This is a genomic window from Paraburkholderia sp. MM5482-R2, from assembly GCF_050436125.1.
GTDB classification, from domain to species: Bacteria; Pseudomonadota; Gammaproteobacteria; order Burkholderiales; family Burkholderiaceae; genus Paraburkholderia; species Paraburkholderia tuberum.
Genome location: NZ_JBNDLP010000003.1, coordinates 1,558,605 through 1,581,540 on the forward strand (window position 1 = coordinate 1,558,605; position 22,936 = coordinate 1,581,540).

The following is a 22,936-nucleotide window of genomic DNA, read 5'->3' on the forward strand; positions in this document are numbered from 1 at the left end:
AATAATCGACTCGCTTGCCCGTCCTTTTGGCACGTCGCATTTTCTCGGACCGCATTCGACATGGATGCGGCGCTTTAACCAGAGAGCATCGCATGACTATTGAAACAATTGAAGTTGAGGGTTTATCGACGCCTGTATCGCGTATCGGCCTGGGCACGTGGGCGATCGGCGGATGGATGTGGGGCGGCACTGATGAGAAGGACTCGATTGCGGTGATCCGCCGGGCGCTTGACAGCGGCGTGAACCTTATCGACACGGCGCCGGCGTACGGCTTCGGCGCGTCGGAGGAAATCGTCGGCAAAGCGCTGGCCGATGGATATCGCCATAAGGCAGTCATCGCGACTAAAGTCGCTCTCGAATGGCAGGATGGCAAGGTATTTCGCAACGCTTCGCCGGAGCGTATTCGTCATGAAGTAGAGGATACACTTCGGCGCTTGCGGACAGATTACATCGATCTGTACCAGGTTCACTGGCCCGATCCGCTCGTGCCAATCGAAGAGACGGCCGCGGTGCTGAACGACCTACGCAAGGAAGGCAAGGTTCGCGCGCTTGGCGTCAGCAATTTCTCTGCGGCGCAAATGGACGCGTTCCGTCGCGTGGCGCCGCTGTCCGCCACCCAGCCGCCTTATAACCTGTTTGAACGCGACATCGACCGCGACGTGCTGCCTTATGTGAAACAGCATGGGCTGGTTGCACTCGCCTATGGCGCACTGTGCCGCGGATTGCTGGCAGGGCGCATCGGCGCCGAAACGCGTTTCGAGGGCGACGATCTGCGTCAACATGACCCGAAGTTCCGTGCGCCGCGTCGTCAGCAGTATGTCAACGCTGTGAAAGCACTGAACGTCTTCGCGCGCGATAACTTCGACAAGTCGGTGCTTGCGCTTGCCGTGCGCTGGGTGCTGGACCGCGGCCCGACGATCGCGCTGTGGGGTGCGCGCCGTCCGTCGCAACTGGACGGACTCGAAGCCGCGTTCGGCTGGCGACTCGACGACAAGGCCTTTGCGCAAATCGACGCGATCGTCTCGCAATTCGTCAAGGACCCGGTAGGTCCGGAGTTTATGGCACCGCCGCAACGTGTTCTGGTGTCGTGAAAGGAGTGTATTGAACATGCGAACCAATCGACGAAACTTCATTGTGCATACCGTTGGCGCCGCGGCGCTGGCAATGACCGGCGGCGCTGCGTGGGCCGCGCCCACGCAGCTTCAGGAAGGCGATCCGGCCGCGCAGGCGCTCGGCTACCGGACCGACGCATCGCGTGTCGATCACGCGGAATATCCGCGCTTCAGCGCCAACCAGCACTGCTCGAATTGCCAGTTTTATCAGGGCAAGCCAGCCGACACGAGCGCGCTTTGCGCGCTGTTCGGTGCGAAGCAGGTGAGCGGCGCGGGATGGTGCAACGCCTATCAGGCGAGAGCCTGATCGGCTTGTGCGGGTAAAGCGATACGGCGCATGACGACGTTGGGCCGTTCGCGTCGACTACGAGGAATCAGTTGATGGAACTCATTGTGAACGGCGTGCATCACAACGTCGATGCGGATGCGAATATGCCGCTGCTGTGGGCAGTCCGTGATCTGCTCGGGCTGCACGGGACCAAGTTCGGTTGCGGGGTCGGTGCGTGCGGCGCATGCACGGTCCATCTGGACGGTGTCGCTGTGCGTTCGTGTGTGACCGCACTGGCGGATGTTCAGGGCAAGCCCGTAACGACCATCGAGGGACTCGGCAAAGGCGGCGATCACCCGGTGCAGCGCGCGTGGAAGGCCGCCAATGTGCCGCAGTGCGGTTACTGCCAGCCGGGACAGATCATGCAGGCCGCGTCGTTGCTCAAGCAGGCGCCGAAGCCGAGTGACGAGCAGATCGTCGAAGCGATGTCCGGCAATGTTTGCCGCTGTGGCACCTATCAACGCATCAAGGCCGCCATCAAGGCGGCAGCGTCGGAGGCGTGATGGGCGAAATCGTCAATCTGAGCCGGCGCGGGGTGTTGAAAGGGACCTTGGCGGGTGGGGTTGTGCTGGGCTTGCAAATCGGCGGCGCGGGCACCGCGCTCGCGGCGAGCGTGCTGTCATCCGCGAATGGCGCGAAAGGGGCTTTCGCACCGAACGTGTATGTCTCGGTCGCGCCGTCCGGCGAGATCATTCTGGTCGTGCATCGTTCGGAGATGGGGACCGGTATCCGCACCAGTCTCGCGATGATTCTTGCCGACGAGCTCGACGCCGACTGGAACGCCGTCAAGGTCGTGCAGGCGCAAGGCGATGCGAAGTATGGCGACCAGAATACCGATGGCTCGCGCAGCATCCGCCAGTTCTTCCAGCCATTGCGCGAAGCAGGGGGCACGGCCCGGCAGATGCTCGTGGCGGCGGCCGCCGTGCAATGGCGCGTGGCGCCAGCGACCTGTCACACCGAGCCGGGTCATGTCGTGCATGCGGCGAGCGGGCGGCGCGTCGCCTACGGCGCGCTCGCAACGGCGGCGGCGCGTCAGCCGGTGCCAAGCCGTGACACGCTGCATCTGAAAGACGAGGGTACATGGCGCTATATCGGCAAGTCGCTGCCGATCGTCGATCTCGACGACATCGTCCACGGCCGGGCGACGTACGGTATCGATGTCGTGTTGCCCCGAATGACGTACGCGTCGATCGAACATTCGGCGGTCTATGGCGCGACGCTCAAGAGCGTCGATTCGACCGAAACGATGAAAGTGCCCGGCGTGCTGCATGTGGTCCGCATTCCCGCTGCGCCGTTGCCCGCCGGTTTCCAGCCGCTGGGCGGCATCGCGGTGGTGGCAACCAGCACCTGGTCTGCGATGCAAGGGCGGCGGAAATTGAGGCTCGACTGGGACCTTGGGCCGAATGCATCGTATGACAGTCAGGCTTATCGCAAGGCGCTCGAGGACACCGCGCGGCAGCCGGGCAAAATCGTTCGCAACAACGGCGACACAGCGGCTGCGCTAAAGAGCGCCGCCCACCATGTCTCGGCGGACTACTACGTGCCGCACCTGGCGCATGCGGCGATGGAGCCGCTCGCCGCGACCGCGTCCTATGCGAACGGTGCGGTTGAAGTCTGGACCGCGACGCAGAATCCACAGCAGGCTCGCACGACCGTGGCACAGGTGCTCGGCGTGCAGGAGCGGGCCGTGACGATCAATGTCACGTTATTGGGCGGCGGCTTCGGCCGTAAGTCCAAGCCTGACTACGTGGCCGAGGCGGCGTTCCTGTCACGCGAGGTCGGCGCGCCCGTGAAGCTCACGTGGACTCGCGAAGACGATGTGCACAATGACTATTTCCATGCGGTGTGCGCCCAGCACATGGAAGGCGGGCTCGATGCGCAAGGCAAGACGGTCGCGTGGTTGCACCGCACGGTGTTTCCGTCGATCAGTTCGACATTCAAGGCTGATGTCCGTTACGGGGCGGCGGGTGAACTGGGGCAGGGCGTGACCGACATGCCTTACGACATCGCCAACGTGCGGTGTGAGAACGGCGCCGCCTCTGCACACACGCGCATCGGCTGGTATCGATCGGTATACAACATTCCCCACGGCTTCGCATTAGGGGCGTTCGTCGATGAACTTGCCGCGGCCGCGCGGCAGGATCCGGTGCAGCACCTGCTCACGCTGCTCGGCACGCCGCGGCATGTCGATCTGCATGCACTAGGGGTCGATTACCCGAACTACGGCGCGTCGATCGACGAGTATCCGATCGACACCGCCCGCCATGCGGCCGTGGTTCGCGCGGCCGCCGTGCGCTCCGGGTGGTCGACCGTATTGCCGGCGCGGCATGGGCGCGGGATTGCGGTACATCGCAGCTTTCTGAGTTACGTGGCGGCGGTCGCGCATGTGCAGGTGGCCGACGACGGTTCGGTGCGTGTGACACGCGTCGATCTGGCCGTCGACTGCGGGCGCATCGTCAATCCCGATCGGGTTATTGCGCAGTTCGAGGGTGCGGTGGTGATGGCGCTCGGCAACACGTTATACAGTGAACTCACTTTCCGGAACGGCGCGTCGGAGCAATCGAACTTCACGGACTACCAGGTTGCCCGTATCGATTCCGTTCCCGAGACACACGTGTATATCGTGCCGAGCGATGCGCCGCCGGGCGGTGTTGGCGAGCCGGGCGTGCCGCCGACTTCAGCGGCCATCTGCAACGCGATCTTCAATGCGACCGGCCAGCGCATTCGTGCGTTGCCGGTGGATACGTCGCTGTTGAAACGGACGTAGCGGCGCAACGCATCGGTTGCGGCGGTATTGTGTTGCGAAATGGCCATTTGCAGCGCGGTGCCTCCGCGTGCGTCGACATGATTGACGTTCGCTCCGTGCGCCACCAGCACCGCAAGCATATCGAGCTGGCCGAACAGCGCAGCAAACGATAGCGCCGTTTCCCCTGCGTTGTTGGTTTGATCGATAGGGCAGCGCGTCCCGAGCAATATTTGCGCAATGTTCGTTTCGCCCTTGAAAAGCGCACCCATCAACGCGGTATTGCCGTGCTTGTCGGCGGCGCATGCGTTGGCGTGTGCGGCAAGAAGCGCCTTTAGCGTGTCCGGGTGATTGTCATACGCGCTAAGAATGAGCGCCGTATATCCGTCAGGCGTTGCGGTTTCGATCGGATAGTGTGCGTCGATCAGCAATTGAACGATATCGGTGCGCCCTTCGCGCGCCGCGGCGAACCAATCATCGGTGTATCCCCGCGCGTCGACCGTGCCGGAATACGTTGCTGGCCGATAAACGTGCTCCGCACAACTCGCGGTCAGGAGTGCGGCTATCGCTGCCACGGCTGCGTTTCGAACTACTCGCCGCGCAGTAGAGAAACCTCGCATGACATTCTCCGTCGGAAATCGTATTCAGGCAACACGGGGCCTACTGGCTTCAGTTATTGCCAAGGTGCGACGCCATATCCTGCACGCGTGAGAGATCCGCATGTGTGGCGCGCGCGAGGCGGGTACCGTAATCGGAATCAGCCTTGTAGAAGTACGACAGCATCGTGTACTTGTTCGCGTCGTTTGTTACACGGCCCAGATCGCCCGACAATGCCGTGACCCGAACCGCCTTGTTGGCTTCAGGTAGCGTCCGGTAGAACTCGCCAGCCGGACGGAAGTCGAGCGTCTTGTGGATCGCCATTTGCTGCGTCGTTCCGCTGAGCGGCGTCTGCACGGACTTGTACCTGGCCTGCTGCGAGATCTCCGCTACCCGGGTCATTCTGCACGGACTCTCTCTGTTTAATTTGGATCGGTAGCCGTCAATGCGCTCGATACAATTTCCGCACTACTGCGATGCGGCTTGCGCATGGCCGCTAACCTCGCAGCCGGCGTCGGGTTCGATGCCGATAAAGTAGAGTATGGAGATCAGTACCAACGCCGCGACAAGCAGAAACGCGACCCGGAAGTCAGCGAGCGAAAGCTGCGCGTGGCCGCCATGTATCAGGACTGCAGCATGGAGCGCGATCGCACCGAATGCGATGCCTAGACCGATGGTCATCTGCTGGACCATGCTGAAAAACGTGCTCGCCGAACTCATCCGCGCCGACGGCACGTCCGCGAATGCGAGCGTGTTGATGCTGGTGAACTGCATCGATCGGCATAGCCCGCCGATCAGCAGCACCAGCATGATCAGCGTGCGTGGCGTGTCCGGCGAGAGTAGGGCGCACAGGGCGATGGTGGCGGCAGTGAGCAGGCCATTCACGATCATTACCTTGCGAAAACCAAAGCGCTTGAGAATGGGCGTGGTGACGGTCTTCATGGCCAGATTGCCGGCCGCGTAAGCGAGCACGAGCAAACCGGCGGCGAACGCGTTCAGCCCGAAACCGAGTTGGAAGAACAGCGGCAACAGGAAGGGCGAAACGCTGACCGAGACGACATACAACGAACCTCCTTCGAGGGTCACGCGAAAGGTCGGGATTCGCCACGGCGCAAGATCGATCAGCGGATGTTCGGCACGCCGGAAATGCCGTACCGCGAAGGCTGCGGCGACCACGCCACCCGTCAGGGCGGCGACCGTGATGTGCCAGTCGCCATACGGTTGCCCAACGAGCTCCATGCCATACATGAGGCAGGTTAGCGCGACTCCGCTAAGCACGAATCCGGGCACATCGAACGGCCGGCGGCTGGATTCGCGGTAGTTCGGAATGAAGGTGGCGGTCAGCACCAGACCCAGCAGACCGATCGGTACGTTCAGCAAAAAGATCCACCGCCAGCTGAAATAGGTCGAGATAAAGCCGCCCAGCGCTGGACCCAGCACCGGTGCGGCCAACCCGGGCCAGGTAATGTAGGCGATCGAGCGCATCAGATGACGCTTCTCAGTGCTGCGCAGCACCGCGAGCCGGCCTACCGGCACCATCATTGCACCGCCGAGTCCCTGCAGGATCCGCGCGACTGTGAATTCGACGAGACCGTTGCTGAGTCCGCAAAGTATCGAGGCGCCCGTGAACACGACGATGGCGCTACCGAACACAGAGCGTTGCCCAAAGCGATCCGCCACCCAGCCGCTGATCGGGATGAAAACCGCGAGCGCGAGCAGATAGGCGGTCATGCCGATACTCAACCTCACGGGCGTGACGCCGAACGTAGCGGCCATGTGGGGCAGCGCTGTCGCAATCACCGTAGCGTCCAGGTTCTCCATGAAATAGGCACTGGCGACGATCAACGCGATGATGACCGATTGACGGCTTGACAAAGACATGAGCGGAGAACCGATACGGGTTGAGTGGCAGACTCGCAAACGCCCTGGCGCGGGTATTTGCCGATGCCGGTAGTCACAGATGAAGCTCGCTTCGCGATGGCACTGAGATAGTGCATGGCTAGACCGGGAGCATGGCGACACCGGTTCATGCTTGCGGACGATGTACTCTATCAAATCATAAATCGTCATGTGAAGACGTATTTGAAAAACCCGTTCACAAGGGAGGGGCATGAAGGCAGGGATGGCGCCGATCAAACGGCCGATAAAAAAACGCCACATCGCGATTTCCCTTACAAACAGGCAAATACACGAGCTTGCATGCTGGATCGACGTCGAGCCTGTTCATGGAAATGTAGTCGTCAATTGACGATTTAATTTATCGGCGATATCCTCGTTGCCAATGCGATGGCTGAAGCAGTAGCTATCCAACGGGGTGAACAGCGCCGCACGCGCGGCTGGAGCGACTCATGAGCAGCGTCAAGCGAATCGGGAATGGCCGACGTCGATTGCCTCGGTTACCGGCGGGCGGGGGCTGTCGCGGGTTGCCGGTCTTCGCCCGGAATTGCGGCCGGAGTCCGCGGGCGCAACGCGTATGAAGCCCACCGCATTTTCGTATCACCGGCCGAGCACGCTCGACGACGCGCTGTCGCTTCTTGCTCTTCACGGTTTTGACGCCAAGCTGATCGCCGGAGGACAAAGCCTCGCGCCGATGATGAATATGCGCTTCGCGCAACCGGCGCACCTGGTCGATCTGAATGCGCTGCCTCAACTCAAGGGCGTCACGCTTGAACCCGATACGCTAGCGGTCGGCGCCATGACGCGCCATCACGAGCTGGCCACCAGCAACACAGTACGCGCTGCTTGCCCGCTACTGGCTGAAGCGGCGGCGACGATCGGACATTACGCCATCCGACAGCGCGGGACACTCGGCGGCAGTCTCGCGCATGCGGACCCCGCGGCGCAATTACCGCTCATTGCGAGCACGCTAGGCGCACGCATCGAGATTGTCGGGCCGGCCGGCAGCCGGGAGGTGTCGGCGGCACAGTTTCTGATCGCGGTGATGACCACCGATCTGGCGGTTGACGAAATCATTCGCACGGTGCGCTTTCCGACGGCGTTGTCCGGCGAGCGGCATGCCTTCGAAGCATTTAGCCGACGGCACGGCGATTTCGCGATCGCGGCTTGCGCTGTCACCGCCGTGCTCGCGGATGACAGGTTCGCCTCGTTGCGGATCGGCGTAGGCGGTGTGGCAGATGTGCCGCTGGTGCTTGACGATCTCGCTGCGGGATTCGTCGGCGAAACGGCCGATGCGCCGAGCGTCGGCAGGATTGCCGAGGCAGTCGCAAACGCCGTCGAGGTGCACGATCAGCCAGGTATTAGCGCCGCGTATCGGCGCGATCTCGTCAAGGCGCTCATCGCGCGAGCATTGCAGCGGATAACCGCCGGCGTTACGCAACCCGATTAGGCCGTTCATGGAAAAGACAGCAATTTATCTGAGTGTGAACGGTGCGCGCCATGATGTGCATTGCGAGCCTCGCAAGCTATTGTCCGATGTGCTGCGCGAAGATTGCCGGCTGACGGGCACGCATGTCGGATGCGAGCACGGTGTGTGCGGCGCATGCACCGTGTTGATCGATGGCCGCCCGGCACGCTCATGTCTGGCTTACGCCGTGCAGATGGATGAAGCGCAAATCACGACCATCGAGGCGGTAGCGCAAGACGGTCGTCTGTCGCCGCTCCAACAGGCGCTGCATGAGTGCCACGGTCTGCAGTGCGGTTTCTGCACGGCCGGCATCGTCATGACATTTGAAGCGTACCTGCGCGAGAACCCGTGGCCATCCGAGGCCCAGGTGCGCGAGGTGCTGTCGGGCAATCTGTGCCGCTGTACCGGATATCAGAACATCGTGCGGGCGATCCTGCTCGCGGCCGAGCGGATGCGCGCGGAGACGGTCGATGGCTGAGCAGACGTTTCGTTATTTCAACAAAGCGACGCCTCGCACCGAAGACTATCGGCTGCTGACCGGCTATGGCCGGTATCTCGACGACATCGAGATACCCGGTGTCCTTCACGTGTGCTTTGTTCGCTCGCCGCACGCGCATGCGCGGATCGTCTCCATCGATATTCACGGCGCCGCCGCAATGCCCGGCGTCGTCACCGTCATCACGGGCCTGGAGCTCGCGCAGTGGACGACGCCGTTCCGTGTCGCACCACCCGTCGAAGGACTGAAGCCCGTCGAATTTGCGACGATGCCAGTGGACATAGTGCGTTTTCAGGGCGATCTGGTGGCTTGCGTCGTCGCGACGGATCGGTACCTCGCTGAAGACGCCGCCGAGCAGGTGCTCGTCGAGTTCGAACCGCTGCCCGTGGTGACAGACATGTGGCGGGCGCTTGCACCCAACGCGGCGCAAGTCGACCCGGCCGTGCCAGGCAACCTGGTCTCGCACCAGACCTACGTGCATGGCGACCCTGAGCGCGCCAACAGCCGGGCCTTCCGGGTAGTCGAAGCGACCTTCCAGCAGCAGCGCCAGACCCATGTGCCGATCGAAACCCGCGGCTGTGCAGCGGTCTGGGACGCCGGACGGAACCACCTGACGTTCCATATTGGAACGCAGGTGCCACATCCTTTGCGCACTCAACTGGCGCAGCGCCTCAAGCTCGACGAGTCTCAGGTGACCGTGATTTCGCCCGATGTCGGTGGAGCGTTCGGACAGAAAATCGCCTTGTACCGCGAAGAGTTGACGGTTGCTGCGCTGGCTCGCCAATTGAAACGGCCCGTGCGCTGGCGTGAGGATCGCCTCGAGAACCTGACGGCCGCCGCCAATTCGCGTGAGGACTTCTGCCGCACCCGCGCGGCGGTCGATGAGCGCGGCACGCTGCTCGCTCTCGAACTCGAACTCCGCGAAGACTTTGGCGCCTATTGCTTCTTTCCTGCCAACTATCTGGCGCGCGTCGTTGCGATGATCCTGAGCGGACCGTACCGGCTGCAGGACTACGCTTTCGATGTGAAGGTCGTGCTCAGTCATAAATGTGGCAATGCACCGATGCGCGCGCCGATGTCCATCACCAGCTGGGTGATGGACGGCACGCTGGATGCAATCGCGCGGGAACTGGCACTCGACCCGGTCGAGGTACGCCGGCGCAACCTGCTGAGTCCGGCAGAACTGCCGTACCGCACTGCTACGGGAGAATGTCTGGACGACATCACGCCGACCCAGACGTTCGAGGCCTTGCTGTCGGCGCTCGACTACGCGGGCTTTCGCGAGCGCCAGCGGGCGGCGCGCGCAGATGGCCATTACCTGGGGCTTGGCCTGTGCAACGTGGTCGAACCGACCACGTATGGTTCGCGCTTCTATAAGGCTGCGGGAATTCCCGGTTCGGGGCACGAGGCAAGCTGGATCCGTATCGAACCAGGCGGGGTGGTGAACGCGTCGGTCGGTCTAGGGCCCAGTGGTCAGGGCTATGAAAGCGCGATGGCCAACGCGGTGGCGGAGGGCCTGGGCGTGCCGCCGTCGAGCGTGCGCATTCATATGGGCCACACTGATATCGCACCATACGGTATGGGCAGTCGTGGCGCCCGCAGCGGCACGGCAGGCGGCGGCGCGCTTTACCTGTGCGCACTCGACGCACGCCGCAAGGTTCTCGCGATCGCCGCCGGTTGCCTTGGTTTGCCTGACGAGCAGTCGCTGCGCCTGATCGACGCGAGAATCGAGCGTCGTCGCGCGGACGAGTGGATCGACACGGGTTTGAGGCTCGCCGACGTCGCCCGCCGTGCGTATCTGGATCCCACCGCGTTGCCGCAAGGTTTGACGCCGGGCCTCGAATTTCACCTGACTTACGACCCTCCGGCCATGACCTATTCGAATGCGGCTCATGGATGCGAGATCGAGGTGGACGTCTTGACCGGCGCAATCCGTATCGCGCGTTACGTCGTCGCCGAAGACTGCGGCACGCTGCTCAATCCCACCGTGGTGGAAGGGCAGCAGCATGGCGCCGTGGCGATGGGACTGTCGGGCGCGCTGTTCGAGCAGATGCGTTACGACGACTCAGGACAGAACGTGACCGGCTCACTCGCCGACTACCTGATTGCTACTTCAACTGAATTGCCCAACTTCGAGATCATCCCGCTGCATACGCCTGGCAAGTCGACGGCGGCCGGCATCAAGGGGATGGCCGAAGGCGGGGTGATGGGAGCGATCGGCGCTTTGACCAACGCGGTCAATGATGCGCTTGCGCCATTGGGCGTCGTTGCCGACCGTCATCCACTGACTCCCATGCTATTGCGCGACTTGCTGCGCGACAAACTCTGAACGGACCAACCATCATGAATCAATCTACAGGCAAACCCGCGATTGGCTTTATCGGCCTTGGCATCATGGGTTTCTCGATGGCCTCGCGGCTCGCCGCCGCCGGCTATCCGCTGCACGTCTATAACCGTACGCGTGCGAAGGCTGAGCCGCTCATCGAAGCCGGCGCGAGCTGGCAAGCGACCCCGCGGGCGCTCGCCGAAGTATCGGACGTCGTGTTCACGATTGTCGGCACCCCCGCGGACGTCCGCACACTATATCTGGGCGACGACGGTCTGGTCGCGCATGCGCGGCGCGATGCGGTGCTGGTCGACATGACGACGTCGAGTCCAAAACTGGCCGAAGAGTTGGCCGCGCTCGCCGCTGAGCGCGGGGTGCACATGCTGGATGCGCCGGTATCGGGCGGCGACATCGGTGCGCGCGAAGGGCGCCTGTCGATCATGGTCGGCGGCGCACGCGCTGTGCTCGCACGCGTGGAACCGATGTTGCGCTGCCTCGGCACCAACATCGTCCTGCAAGGCGGCCCGGGTGCGGGTCAGCACACGAAGCTGTGCAATCAGATCGTCATTGCATCGACAATGGTGGGCGTGTGCGAAGGGCTCGCCTATGCGCACAGCGCCGGGCTGGACGCCGACACCGTATTGAGCGCGATTGGCGGAGGCGCGGCGGGTGGATTCCAGCTGAACAACCTGGGGCCGCGCATTGCCAAGGGCGATTTTGCACCCGGTTTCTTCATCGAGCATTTCATCAAGGACATGCGGATTGCGCACGAGGAAGCGCGGAGCATGGGACGTGAATTGCCGGGTCTGGAACTGGTGCGCGTAATGTACCAGGAGTTGGCCGAGCGGGGCTGCGCGCGCAACGGCACGCAGGCGCTGTTCAAACTATACGAGCGCTGAGCGGCGGCGATGAAGCTGACAGATCAAACCATCCTGCCCGTGCCCCCTGAAGCCGCATGGCGTGCATTGAACGATCCCGTCGTACTCGAAGCATGCCTGCCTGGCTGCAAAGCGCTGAAGAGGCTCGACGACCTGCATTTCGAATCGACCGTGCAGATTCGCGTCGGCCCGATGGCGGCGACCTTCAAAAGCAACGTCGAATTGTCGGATCTCGATCCGCCCAGGGCCTATACGATTGCCGGTATGGGCAGTGCAGGTGCGCTGGGCTTTGCCAAAGTCACTACGCGCCTGCAACTTGAAGCGCAAGGCAATACGACCGTGCTGGTGTACGACGCTGACGTCGAGATTGGCGGGAAGCTGATGAGCGTGGGCTCGCGCCTGATTCAGTCCGCCGCGAGCAAGAATCTCGACGAGTTCTTCAGCGCGCTGAAGGTGCACGTCGAAAGCCACGCGGTCTGACGGCGGTGTGCTGCGAGAGAGTACCGATCGAAACAGAGGGAACCATGTTGGTAGAAATGCGTACGTATCAGATAACGGCAGGAAAGGCAGGCGAGTTCCTGGACATCTACGAGCGCGAAGGGCTCGGCATCATCAGTCAGTACGCCCGGCTCAAGGGTTGCTGGACGAAGGACTCAGGCACGTTGAACTCGATCGTGTTCTGCTGGGGCTACGAGGACTACGCGCATCGGGCCGCGCAGCGCGCGAAACTCGCAGCCGATCCACGCTGGCAAGCTTTCACGCCGCGCATCCTGCCGTATCTCGTCCATCAGGAATCGGTGTTTCTGTCGCCAGTGCCGTTTTGCCCGATGGACTGAGGTGAGTGACGAATTTCCCGGCCGCGCGACCTATCGACGTACCTGCCGTTTGGCGGTCTGCTTGTGAGGTGGCGGGCTGACGTTTTATGACGTATCAGAAAGGACTATTGATGACACACTTTACTTTCACTCCCGGCGCCGTCGCCGTCGTGACAGGCGGCGCTGCCGGCATTGGACTCGCTGCTGCGAAGCGGTTCGCGCAGCTCGGGCTTCGCGTGTGCATTGCGGATCTGGGTGAGGACCGCCTGGCGCACGCGAAGCAGGCGATTGCCAGCGTGGCTGCTGAAGGCGCGAAGGAGGTACTGGCCGTCGAGACGGACGTCAGCCGCATCGAAGACCTGGTCCGCCTCGAAGCAGCCGTTCGGGATCGCTTCGGCGGCACGGATATCCTCATGAACAATGCGGGGATTCAACCGGGTAGCGCCATGTTCGGCGCGGCCGCTAACTGGGAGCGGGTGCTCGACGTCAACCTATGGGGTGTCATTCGTGGCACTCGGACCTTCGTGCCCGCGATGATCGCGCGCGGACGCCCGGGGCTCGTCATTAACACCGGTTCGAAGCAGGGCATCACGACGCCGCCCGGCGACCCGGCTTATAACGTCTCCAAGGCCGGCCTGAAGGCGTTTACCGAAGCACTGCAGCACGAGTTGCGCAATACGCCGGGCTGCCGGATCAGCGCGCATTTGCTGATCCCTGGCTTTGTGTTTACGGAGCTTGCCGCTCAAGGTCGTACCGAGAAACCGGCCGCCGCCTGGACGCCCGAGCAGACTGTCGATTTCATGATCGAGCGACTGGGTGCCGGCGATTTCTACATTCTGTGCCCCGACAACGATGTGCCTCGCTCCCTCGACGAGCGACGCATCCTTTGGGCTGCGGGAGACATTGTAGAGAATCGCCCGGCGCTATCGCGTTGGCATCCGGACTACGAGCAGGCGTTCGCAGCGTATATCCGGAAGAACGACTGACTTGCCTGGACCCGCGCTCCGGCGGAGCAGAGATCGTCGCTGGCGACATCGCCAATCCGAACGGCCTTTGTTTTTCGCCGGATGAAAGCCGCCTCTACATTGTCGAGTCCGGATCCACGCCAAGACGCGTCCGGGCGTACGACGTCGAGGATGGCCGACGCCTCGTCAACGGCCGCATCTTTGTCGACGGCGGCGAGCACGGCGCGCCGGATGGCTTCCGCTGCGACACCGACGGCAACCTGTGGGCCGGCTGGGGTACAGGACCGACATTGAACGGCGTGATGGTGTTCGCACCGGACGGCGAGGCCATCGGCCGCATCGCGCTGCCTGAACGCTGTGCGAACCTGTGCTTTGGCGGCGCTCGCCGCGCCACCGCCGCGAGGGTGAGTAAGCTCTATTGTCCGCGGATGGGGTGACGCCAGGCTGACCTCCGCATTACGCCGCTGTCATGTTCAGATAGGCAAGAGCGTGCTGAGCGTCGCGATGTAGTGACGGATCGAATCGCTGACGAGCCACGTCGGAAGTGCGGTCTGAACTCGATGAGGCTCTTTCAGCAAACGTACGCAAACGCGGCTATGATTTCACGCGGCGATCGGCGCCGAAACAGAAAAGGAGAAGTACCCGGATGATCCATGTCATTGCCACAATCACCGCACAGCCCGGTCAACGCGAAGCCGTGCTGGCACTTTTCAACAAGAACCGGCCGGCGGTGTTGGCCGAAGAGGGGTGCATCAGCTACGAGGCCGTCATCGACGTACCTGAGTTCGGGACGATTCAGACACCGCTCGGCAAGGACACGTTCGCTGTCATCGAGCGCTGGGAAAGCGCGCAAGCGTTGAGGGCGCACGGGGCCTCCGCGCATATGGCCGAATATGGACACAATACGCGCCCGTTGCTCGTGAGCCGCGTCATCAACGTGCTTCAGGCTTGCTAAAGAGAGCGTTCGTGGCGACCCGCCATCGGCTGGGCGGGATTCGATGCCAATGCGGGCGCCGTCACGCCGGCTCCCATCACGATGCCTCCGTGGCAACGCGGACATGGACGAACATCCGGTTCCAGGTTAGTTGGCAGCAGCAAGGACGACGCTCGCTTCGCAACGGCTGAGATAATGCGAGGGTCACGCAGGGCAGCGCGGGACTGCCGCCCACGCCCGGGGCGTATACTTTATCAAAACGTAAATCGTCAGGTGATGATAACAGCTATGATCCGAGAGCGCAGGGAGCTATGAAGACCAAAGGGACTATCGAGAAGCCGAGCCGTGGAACCGGCGCCGACCGCGTGGCGGTCAAGCGGCCGATGAAAAAAGCGCCGCAGCGTTTGCCGCGTGCCGAGCGTCAGGCGCGCGTGCTGGAGAAGGCCGCGGAATATTTCGCGGAGCATGGTCTCGGCGCACAGACCCGCGCCATCGCGGAAGCCTGCGGCGTATCGCAACGCTTGTTATATAGCCTGTTCCCGAGCAAGGCCGCTTTGATTGATGAAGTCTACAAGCGGGAAGTCGTCGGAATCTTCGACGCAATCTGGTTTGTTCAATTGCAAGACCGAAGTGTGCCGATTGAAAGCCGACTCAACCGCTTTTATTGCGAGTACTATGACACGCTCCTGACGCGCCGCTGGCTGAGGCTCTTCCTTTATTCGTCGCTCGAGGGCCTGCACACGGCGCCGGCCTATACGAACGCGATCGTCAGCCATGCGCTCGAGATCATCGTCACGGAGACCGCGTATGAACTGGGTCTACGCATGCCCGCCGACCCGGCTCAACTGGGCGAAGTGGGTTGGCTGTTACATGGCGCCGTGTCTCATCTGGCGATTCGCCGCCGCATCTATTCGAATGAAAACAGCATGCCCGCCGAAGCGGTGATTGCCATGCACGTGCGCGCCTTCCTGACGAGCCTGCCGAGCCTGCTGCCTGCGCTGTAAGCGCATTGCGAGTCGGCGCCGGGCGGCTCGCCGGTGTTATCGCTGCGATCGTCCGAGTCGTCTCCAGCGCAACTCGTCAGGTGACGATATAAACCTACGAAATTGAACTGCGTTGCCGCGCAGGCGCCGTGGCGGTTGCTCATTTCAACTTGCGGCGGATTATGACGAGGCGGCAAAGCCGCTTGCCGCCGTCTACGCGCAGCGCACCGACATCACCGCAGCCGAGCGCGCTATCTATTCGCGCGTGATCGAGGCGGGCAACAAGGCCACGCCGTTTATCGACGAGGTGATTGCACGGCAAACCTCCGGCGACACCGAAGGGGCACGCACTGTGCTGCTCCAGCAAGCGCGCCCCGCGCTGGTCGAGTGGCTCGCGGCAATCAACCAGTTGATCGACTTTCAGGAAGCACTGAACCGGCAGGGCGGCGCCGAGGCACGCCAGATAAGCGTCGATTTCCGCTTGATGATGCTCGCGCTGACCGGGCTTGCGTGCGTGATCGGTCTTGGCGTTGCGGTGCTTGTCGTGCGCAACATAGGCCGGTCGCTCGGCGCCGAGCCGCGTGAGCTGATCGCGTTCGCCGATGCGATCCGGCGCGGCGATCTTTCCCAGTGCGCCGACTTGCGCACCGGCGATACGGGTAGCGTGATGGCGACTGTCGTGCGGATGAGAGAAGCGCTCGCGGACATCGTGGGACAGGTGCGCGAGGGCGCCGATGCAGTCGCCGACATGAGTCACGCGATTGCCGCCGGCAATGCCGATCTTGGCGCGCGCACCGAGCTCCAGGCCAGCGCGCTCGAGCAGGCCACCGGCGCACTCAAGGAATTCGACGCGAGCGTGGCCACCAACGCTGCGAACGCGGGACACGCGGACGAGCTTGCCAGGCACGCCTCGGAAACGGCTGGGGAAGGCGGCATGGTGGTCGGCCGGGTGGTGGAGACGATGCATGGGATACGGGCGTCGTCGGCGCGCATCGCGGAGATCATCTCGGTCATCGACGGGATCGCGTTCCAGACCAACATCCTCGCGCTGAATGCGGCGGTCGAGGCCGCGCGGGCAGGTAGCCAGGGACGTGGTTTTGCCGTGGTGGCCGGCGAGGTCAGAGTCCTCGCGCAACGTAGCGCAGAAGCGGCCAAGGAAGTCAGGCAACTGATCGTGGCGAGCGACGCTCGCGTGAAAGACGGCGCTACCCAGGTCGATGACGCGGGCTCGACCATCACCGCGGTCGTGGGTTCGTCGGCGCGCGTCACGGGCATCATGAGCGAAATCCATGACGCATGTCAGCAGCAAACGCTTCAGATCGGCGAGGTCCGCGAGATGATCGCTAGCCTGGAGCACAGCACGCAACCCGGCGCTTTCGCTCGCCAGCAGCTACTCGTGAGCGCGTGGCGGCATAACCCGATTTTCAATTCAATCGAAATCGTCCGTGCTGCAGGCGCGCGGACATCGATACGTTTCTGTCGGCTGTAAAGGCGTATTTCGCTCGCGGCTGATGTCCGGGCGATGCCGGTTTTTTCATCGCGTGTTGACATGGCGCGTTCGGGTCGGACAATAATCTCAGCCCCGACACTCGCCAACTCAGGTTCCAAGCGTGAACGACATCACCGGCATTCCCCCCTCGCGGGCTGATCATGTCTATGTCAGTGTCCGCGAAGATATCTTCGATATGCGCCTGCTGCCCGGCGACCGCGTGACGGAAGGCAGCATCGCCGAGCGCTTCGGCGTGTCCCGCACGCCTGCGCGCGAGGCCTTGCAGCGCCTGCAAAGTGACGGCCTGATGCGCGGCTATGTACGCGGCGGCTGGGAAGTCGTGCCGGTCGATTTCAAGCGCTTCGAAGACCTGTACGAAATGCGCAAGCTGATTGAAACCTTTGCGGTCTCGAAGCTTGCGAGTGCCGAAGGAGAGCTCTCCGAAGGCGTCGCACAGATGCTCGGTCAGCTCGAACAAATCTGGAAGATCCCGCCTGCTCATCGTCGGCGTGACGGCCGCGAGATGGTCGCGCTCGACGAAGCGTTTCATCACGCCCTCGTGCAGGCCGCCGATAACGCCGAACTGACCAATGCGATGCAGCGCGTGACCGATCGCATCCGGGTCGTGCGGCGGCTCGATCTCGTGTACGGCGACTGCATCGACGAAACCTACGACGAACATGTCGCGATCCTCGATGCGATTCGTTGTCGCGAAACGGATCGTAGCGTTGCGTTGATCGCGCGCCATATCGAGGGTAGCCGCGTTGCGGTGCGCACCTTGACGGGCGAGCGCCTGCAACGCGCACGCACTGCAATGGGGCCGAATACGGTCCCCTATGCACCACCCAGATTGCGGGGCACCAGGTAGCGACATCGCCGCGCGTACCGAGCCGTGCGAAACCCTATCTGGCGCGCATGAGCGGGCGACTCGCGTGCTGGCATGCTTTTCGCATTAGTGATCGACGATCTGCAGTCCGAGAAGCATTATTAGTCCGAGCGGACCGCGTGAGTTGGACGCACTATGCCGCCGGATTTTTCGACGAAAACGCGCTGATCCCGCCTGGTTTCTTGACCTCCGGCTCGTTCCTGCTCCGGGGGACGCTAGACCGATAAGCTGGTTGTGGCAAAGGCGGCGCGACTCTGGTCATGCAGATTCCCGACCATAACGGTTTGCGGCTTCGACAGTGGGATCTTCGCCGCACGTAATCGCTTGAGGATTTCGAACAGCAGATCGCTCTTGATATCCCCTGTGATCCGGGGGCTGCGGACATAACCGGTGACGCTCAGCGTAATGCCGTCGGGCATCAGTTGACTGAACATGACGGATGGCGCCGGATGGTCGAGAATCGACGGGTGCGCCTGATAGGCACGCAGCATAAGTTCGCGAACCTGTTCAGGATCGGTGTCCAGGCTTACCCCGAGATGGACGGCAAGATAGGGATCTGCGTCAATCCGGCAAGCGCCCGGAATGGAGATGCAGCAGTTTCCAGCCGCCCTCGCGTTTGACCCAGATTTCAGTTATGAGCGCGCGAATGTTGAGCTCAGATCCATCGGTCCTGCGCACCAGGGATTGCTCGAGATGGCCCGTCGTGATCACGGTGTCTGGCAGGAACCTATATGCGAGCGGTTGCGGACGCACGATTTGACGCACCTTGATCTTCTCGGTAAGGAAGGACAGATACTCCGACTTGCCATGAACGTAGCCAGCTGAATGGACGAACGTCAGATCGTCGTCGAGTAGCGACGCGAGTTTGAGCAGGTCTCCAGCCACCGTGGCGTCGCAGCGCTGTTGTTCCAGCGCCTCGACGGCGGCCTGAATGGACGCATCTTTCATCGTAAATCTCCCGAAAATACTGCATGGATACCTCTTGTCGGAGACGGTGCCGGCCGCGTCGTGGCTCGATTCGGCTCAACGCAACAGTTCGCCGCTCAGTCCATCTGTCTTCGAAGGCGACCCGGCCCGAGACTTTCCCGTCGGCAACCCATAGCTCGCAAGCAGCGCGACCGTGCATGCGGCGATGACATACCAGGCTGGCGCTGCCAAGGAGCCGGTCATGCGAATCAGCATGGTCGCCAGCAAGGGCGCAAAGCCGCTGAATACGACAACGGCCAGGTTGTAAGCCAGCGCGATTCCGCTGAATCTGACCTGGACAGGGAATTGGTCGGCGAGCACCGACGCCCATGTCCCGCTTGCCAGTGAAAAAACCACGCCGGCAAGCACAAACAGCACCACCGGATTGACGGTGTGACTCGCCAGCGCTTCATAGAACGGGTAGCTCAATGCGATCAGCAGCGCCGCTGACGCTCGAAGCAGGTACCGGCGTGGAATCTTGTCCCCGAGCCAGCCTGCGGCGAGGAGGCCGAGGGAACTGACGATCAGATAAGCGTTCTGGGCAATTGCCGCGGTCCGTGGTGCGTAGTGCAACTGCTGGACGAGGTAGGCGGGCATGTGGCCATAAAGTATGCCGTTGACGCCGGCCATCACGGCGATCGCCAGTGCCCCCGTCGCGACCGCTTTGCCATGACGTCGCAAGGTCTCGCGAAACGGCTGTTTGACGACAGCTCCTTGCATCCTCTTGAACTCGGGCGACTCGTCCAGATTACGGCGCATCAGGTAGGAAGCGATCCCGCAAACGCCGCCGAAAAGAAACGCGATCCGCCAGCCATACGCCGCCGCGTCCGTGGCGGACAGGTAGGTCTGGATGCCGAGGTTGACGAATGTGGCCAGCAAAACACCCAGGTTCACCGCGCAGATAATAATGCCCGCGGCGAGCCCCGCCCGATGCGGCGCGGCTTCCACTGCATAGGTAATCGCGCCGGGCATTTCTCCGCCGACGCAAAAACCCTGAAGCATGCGCAGCAGGATCAACAGGATCGATGCGGTCATGCCCCAGCTCTGAAAGTTGGGCAGCAGACCAAGACAGATCGTCGCGGTCGTGACCACAATGATTGAGCCGAGAAACACTGGACGCCGGCCATACCGGTCGCCCCAGCTACTGAGCACAATTCCGCCGAGCGGTCGGATCACGTACCCGATTGCGAGCACGGAGAAAGTAGCCAGCATGCTGACCAGCGACGACGAGTTCGGGAAAAACTGGGCCGCGATGTTATGGGCAAAAAAGCCGTAGACGATGAAATCGTAAAACTCCAGCGAGCCGCCAAGGCTTGCGATGAGAATCATCTTCCACTGCGACGGGGACAAGCCGGATGGCTGTGAACGGTCGGCGCCGCCGACCGGGTTGTGGGATATTCCCATGACTCCTCCAATTTGATTATCGGATTCTTTGTCCGATGGTCTACGTGCGTCGACCGCGAGACATTTCGCGTGACAACGGGGGTTGCGGGCTCACATGGCCACAGCACCTTCGGTTGTTGCAAGCCGGGTACGGCGTGGTGCAGAAGGTTTTGCAAGGATTCACCGTCCTGCGCGACGCCGTACACATACCGGTCGGGGCGTACAAGCACCGCTGGAGCGTTGATCGACTCCAACCACTCGCGAACAGCCGCTCCATCGCTGGCCACAATCCCGACGCCCGCTTGCGCAGCGCTATTGGCGACGTCGGGGCATTTACGGAGCAATTCGGGTCGCGCAAGCAGCGCAAACCGATAGCCGACCACGTCGTCCACGAGTTGTCCGTCCAGCAGGCGGGGTTGCGGTGCAATATGCCCGGCCACGCCCGATGGTTCATCGATCCATGCGCCCGGGCCAAGCCTGGGTTGTGGGGTCACAAAATTGCGAATCGCTGCGCTCATTTCTTCATCACGGACTTCGGCCAGGTCTGACCTCGTCGTTTGAATGACTGAGCCGAGCTGTACCGCCGTTTCGATAAATAAGCGCACGTGCGGCGAGCGTTCGGATTCGTAGCTGTCGAGGAGGGTATCGGGCGCTTCGCCATGAATGACGGCAGCAAGCTTCCACGCGAGATTCGACGCGTCGCGAATGCCGGCTCCCATCCCCTGGCCCATAAAGGGTGGCGTCTGATGTGCGGCATCGCCTGCAAGCAGCAGTCGGCCACGGCGCCAACCGTTCGCCACGACCGAGTGAAATGTATATATGGCAGAACGTTCGAGGCGCGCATCGGCCGGAGAAATCCAGCGAGCGAGTTTGTCCCACAGCCATTCGGGGGACGTGAGTTGCGTCACGTCATCACCGGGCATCACCATGATTTCCCAGCGGCGCCGATTTCCGGGACCACGCGTGTAAGTGGTCGGGCGCGCCGGGTCGCAGTATTGGACCGAGTAGTCGCCAAGATCGGGCCGCGGTGCATCGAGCAATACGTCGACCACAACCCAGCGTTCATGCGATTTCAGATCGGTCAATTCGGTGCCCATGAAGCGTCGCGCAATCGAGCGCGCACCGTCGCAGCCGACTACATATCGCGCGGTGGTACGTCCAAGTTTGCCGCAGCACGTATCCTCGAAGCGCAACTGGACGCCATCGCTCGCCTCGTCAAGCGCGAACACTTCGTGGCGCAACCGGACGTCAACGCTCGATTGCTGCGCAAGACGCTCGCGTAACGCATTCTCGAGATCGGGCTGATGGAACTTGTAACTCGCACTCCACCCCTGTGGTCCGATACAGGTTGGCCGTTGCCAGTCGATCAGCAACTTGCCTTCCCCGTTCACGAATTTCATGCCGGGACCCACGAACAGCTTGGGTAGCAGTTTGTCGGTTAAACCGAGGGTTTGGAACACGCGCATGCATTCGCCGTCGAAATGTACCGCGCGAGGAAGCGCGAAAATCTCCTTGTCTCGCTCCAGCACCAGCACCCGCAAACCTTCGATTGCCAGCAGGTTCGCGAGCGTCGCCCCGGTGGGCCCGAGACCGATAACGGCCACGTCGTAGTCGCACGCGTGCGTCGAAATAGTTTTCTCTAACATGTCTTGTTCCGCCAGATAAGACGCCGAGCGCACATGAACGCGCCCGGCTACGACTTTTACGCTTCGTCGGCGATTGGATTGGACAGAACGCCGATCCGATCAACCTCCACTTCCGCCACGTCGCCGGCCTTCATGAACAGCGGCGGATTGCGCTTCGCGCCGACGCCGCCAGGCGTGCCGGTCACGATCACGTCTCCCGGAGAGAGCGGGGTGAACGTCGACAGGTAGGCAATCTGTTTGGCAATGCCGTGAATCAGCATCTGCGTCGTCGCGCGTTGCACTTCCTGTCCATTCAGGCGGGTGACGAGCGTCATCACCGCGTTGGGTTCGATCTCGTCGCTCGTCACCATCCACGGTCCGAACGCGCCGGTGCGATAGAAATTTTTGCCCGGGCCCCACTGGCCCGTATGAAGCTGCCAGTCGCGCACGGAACCGTCGTTGTAGCAGGCGTAGCCAGCGATGTGATTCCACGCGTCGGCCTCGGCGATGCGTCGTCCACCGCGCCCGATGATGACGGCAATCTCACCCTCATAGTCGAACTTCTGCGACTCGGGCGGACGCAGCATCGGCTGGCCATGGCCAACCTGGGAAGCCGGCACCCGCATGAAGATGACCGGATGCTCGGTGGTTTCGCGGTTGGTTTCCTTGACGTGGTCTGCGTAGTTGAGTCCCACGCAAAAGATTTGTTCGGGGTTCGGAATCACAGGCAGCAGCGTGACTTCCGACAGCGGGTAGTCGCCCTGCGTGCCATCGGCGGCCTGCGCGGCCTCGCGGAATGCGTCGGCGGCAATCAGTGCCTTCAGATCGGCATAGCGGCCGCCAAGACGCTTGCCAAGGTCGAACACGGTTTCGTCGCGAACGATGCCGAACGATGAGCCAAGGTGGGTGGAGAAGCTGGCGAGTTTCATTGATGCTCCGGATAGATAAAAAGTAGGTAGGATCAAGGCCAGGATTCGCAAAAAAACCGGTGCATTTATCTTATGGTGAGAATAGACTAAATATACATAAGGTCACAATGTGTTTTT

General features: G+C 62.1%; 21 protein-coding genes and 3 pseudogenes. 16 read left to right on the forward strand and 8 right to left on the reverse strand.

What is annotated here, in order from left to right; genetic code table 11:
- The first annotated feature begins 14 nt into the window (after window positions 1-14).
- The 4 genes from OKW37_RS29240 to OKW37_RS29255 all read left to right on the forward strand — a co-directional run bounded on the left by OKW37_RS29240 (window position 15) and on the right by OKW37_RS29255 (window position 4,207).
- The gene (locus tag OKW37_RS29240; protein ID WP_429402994.1) at window positions 15-1,091 is read left to right on the forward strand and encodes an aldo/keto reductase; all 1,077 of its coding nucleotides are present in this window, start codon (window positions 15-17) and stop codon (window positions 1,089-1,091) included.
- Between the two features lie 16 nt (window positions 1,092-1,107).
- Complete coding sequence (locus tag OKW37_RS29245) at window positions 1,108-1,419, forward strand: high-potential iron-sulfur protein (RefSeq protein ID WP_429402995.1); 312 nt, start codon at window positions 1,108-1,110, stop codon at window positions 1,417-1,419.
- A gap of 71 nt (window positions 1,420-1,490) precedes the next feature.
- On the forward strand, window positions 1,491-1,943 hold the full coding sequence (locus OKW37_RS29250; protein ID WP_429402996.1) for a (2Fe-2S)-binding protein: 453 nt from the start codon (window positions 1,491-1,493) through the stop codon (window positions 1,941-1,943).
- The gene (locus OKW37_RS29255; RefSeq protein ID WP_184059821.1) at window positions 1,943-4,207 is read left to right on the forward strand and encodes a xanthine dehydrogenase family protein molybdopterin-binding subunit; all 2,265 of its coding nucleotides are present in this window, start codon (window positions 1,943-1,945) and stop codon (window positions 4,205-4,207) included. The genes OKW37_RS29250 and OKW37_RS29255 overlap by 1 nt, the downstream gene beginning before the upstream one ends.
- Here OKW37_RS29255 and OKW37_RS29260 read toward each other — a convergent pair.
- The 3 genes and pseudogenes from OKW37_RS29260 to OKW37_RS29270 form a co-directional block, all read right to left on the reverse strand.
- Window positions 4,207-4,803, reverse strand: a pseudogene (locus tag OKW37_RS29260) (ankyrin repeat domain-containing protein); the annotation flags it as partial. The gene OKW37_RS29255 and the pseudogene OKW37_RS29260 overlap by 1 nt on opposite strands.
- A gap of 49 nt (window positions 4,804-4,852) precedes the next feature.
- Window positions 4,853-5,167: pseudogene (locus OKW37_RS29265) on the reverse strand (catalase-related domain-containing protein); the annotation flags it as partial.
- A gap of 81 nt (window positions 5,168-5,248) precedes the next feature.
- Window positions 5,249-6,661, reverse strand: coding sequence for a DHA2 family efflux MFS transporter permease subunit (locus OKW37_RS29270; RefSeq protein ID WP_429404307.1), 1,413 nt, complete (start codon window positions 6,659-6,661; stop codon window positions 5,249-5,251).
- 592 nt (window positions 6,662-7,253) lie between these two features.
- Between OKW37_RS29270 and OKW37_RS29275 the strand changes: the two genes are divergently transcribed.
- The 12 genes from OKW37_RS29275 to OKW37_RS29330 all read left to right on the forward strand — a co-directional run bounded on the left by OKW37_RS29275 (window position 7,254) and on the right by OKW37_RS29330 (window position 17,898).
- A complete protein-coding gene (locus OKW37_RS29275; protein ID WP_429402997.1) occupies window positions 7,254-8,126 on the forward strand; it encodes an FAD binding domain-containing protein in 873 nt (290 codons plus the stop codon).
- 7 nt (window positions 8,127-8,133) lie between these two features.
- Window positions 8,134-8,622, forward strand: coding sequence for a (2Fe-2S)-binding protein (locus tag OKW37_RS29280; protein WP_429353603.1), 489 nt, complete (start codon window positions 8,134-8,136; stop codon window positions 8,620-8,622).
- Window positions 8,615-10,969: a xanthine dehydrogenase family protein molybdopterin-binding subunit gene (locus tag OKW37_RS29285; RefSeq protein ID WP_429402998.1), complete on the forward strand. Its 2,355-nt coding sequence runs from the start codon at window positions 8,615-8,617 to the stop codon at window positions 10,967-10,969. Before OKW37_RS29280 ends, OKW37_RS29285 begins: the two co-directional genes overlap by 8 nt.
- A 14-nt stretch (window positions 10,970-10,983) precedes the next feature.
- Window positions 10,984-11,865, forward strand: coding sequence for an NAD(P)-dependent oxidoreductase (locus tag OKW37_RS29290; RefSeq protein WP_184059829.1), 882 nt, complete (start codon window positions 10,984-10,986; stop codon window positions 11,863-11,865).
- 9 nt (window positions 11,866-11,874) lie between these two features.
- Window positions 11,875-12,324 (forward strand): CoxG family protein, encoded by a 450-nt coding sequence (locus OKW37_RS29295; protein WP_429402999.1) that lies wholly within the window; start codon window positions 11,875-11,877, stop codon window positions 12,322-12,324.
- A 44-nt stretch (window positions 12,325-12,368) separates the two neighbouring features.
- Window positions 12,369-12,680 (forward strand): NIPSNAP family protein, encoded by a 312-nt coding sequence (locus OKW37_RS29300; RefSeq protein WP_026226227.1) that lies wholly within the window; start codon window positions 12,369-12,371, stop codon window positions 12,678-12,680.
- Window positions 12,681-12,790: 110 nt separating this feature from the next.
- Window positions 12,791-13,645, forward strand: coding sequence for an SDR family NAD(P)-dependent oxidoreductase (locus OKW37_RS29305; RefSeq protein WP_184060291.1), 855 nt, complete (start codon window positions 12,791-12,793; stop codon window positions 13,643-13,645).
- Complete coding sequence (locus OKW37_RS29310) at window positions 13,591-14,061, forward strand: SMP-30/gluconolactonase/LRE family protein (protein ID WP_429509993.1); 471 nt, start codon at window positions 13,591-13,593, stop codon at window positions 14,059-14,061. The genes OKW37_RS29305 and OKW37_RS29310 overlap by 55 nt, the downstream gene beginning before the upstream one ends.
- 107 nt (window positions 14,062-14,168) lie before the next feature.
- Window positions 14,169-14,579, forward strand: a complete 411-nt coding sequence (locus tag OKW37_RS29315) for a putative quinol monooxygenase (RefSeq protein ID WP_311541672.1) — start codon at window positions 14,169-14,171, stop codon at window positions 14,577-14,579.
- Between the two features lie 410 nt (window positions 14,580-14,989).
- The gene (locus tag OKW37_RS29320) at window positions 14,990-15,562 is read left to right on the forward strand and encodes a TetR/AcrR family transcriptional regulator (RefSeq protein WP_429509994.1); all 573 of its coding nucleotides are present in this window, start codon (window positions 14,990-14,992) and stop codon (window positions 15,560-15,562) included.
- A gap of 112 nt (window positions 15,563-15,674) precedes the next feature.
- Window positions 15,675-17,030 (forward strand): methyl-accepting chemotaxis protein, encoded by a 1,356-nt coding sequence (locus OKW37_RS29325; protein ID WP_429403002.1) that lies wholly within the window; start codon window positions 15,675-15,677, stop codon window positions 17,028-17,030.
- Between the two features lie 121 nt (window positions 17,031-17,151).
- Window positions 17,152-17,898, forward strand: a complete 747-nt coding sequence (locus OKW37_RS29330; RefSeq protein ID WP_429403003.1) for a GntR family transcriptional regulator — start codon at window positions 17,152-17,154, stop codon at window positions 17,896-17,898.
- Window positions 17,899-18,131: 233 nt separating this feature from the next.
- On the opposite strand, the pseudogene OKW37_RS29335 reads toward OKW37_RS29330, so the two are convergent.
- The 5 genes and pseudogenes from OKW37_RS29335 to OKW37_RS29355 all read right to left on the reverse strand — a co-directional run.
- Window positions 18,132-18,440 (reverse strand): annotated as a pseudogene (locus OKW37_RS29335) (DUF3772 domain-containing protein); the annotation flags it as partial.
- Window positions 18,441-18,477: 37 nt separating this feature from the next.
- Window positions 18,478-18,864 (reverse strand): nuclear transport factor 2 family protein, encoded by a 387-nt coding sequence (locus OKW37_RS29340; protein WP_184059839.1) that lies wholly within the window; start codon window positions 18,862-18,864, stop codon window positions 18,478-18,480.
- Window positions 18,865-18,939: 75 nt separating this feature from the next.
- Window positions 18,940-20,286, reverse strand: a complete 1,347-nt coding sequence (locus OKW37_RS29345; protein WP_429333756.1) for an MFS transporter — start codon at window positions 20,284-20,286, stop codon at window positions 18,940-18,942.
- Window positions 20,208-21,911 carry a bifunctional 3-(3-hydroxy-phenyl)propionate/3-hydroxycinnamic acid hydroxylase gene (locus tag OKW37_RS29350; RefSeq protein ID WP_429509996.1) on the reverse strand — a complete coding sequence of 568 codons (1,704 nt, stop codon included), beginning with the start codon at window positions 21,909-21,911 and terminating at the stop codon, window positions 20,208-20,210. The genes OKW37_RS29345 and OKW37_RS29350 overlap by 79 nt, the downstream gene beginning before the upstream one ends.
- 56 nt (window positions 21,912-21,967) lie before the next feature.
- Window positions 21,968-22,819 (reverse strand): fumarylacetoacetate hydrolase family protein, encoded by an 852-nt coding sequence (locus tag OKW37_RS29355; RefSeq protein WP_429403004.1) that lies wholly within the window; start codon window positions 22,817-22,819, stop codon window positions 21,968-21,970.
- Window positions 22,820-22,936: the final 117 nt, after the last annotated feature.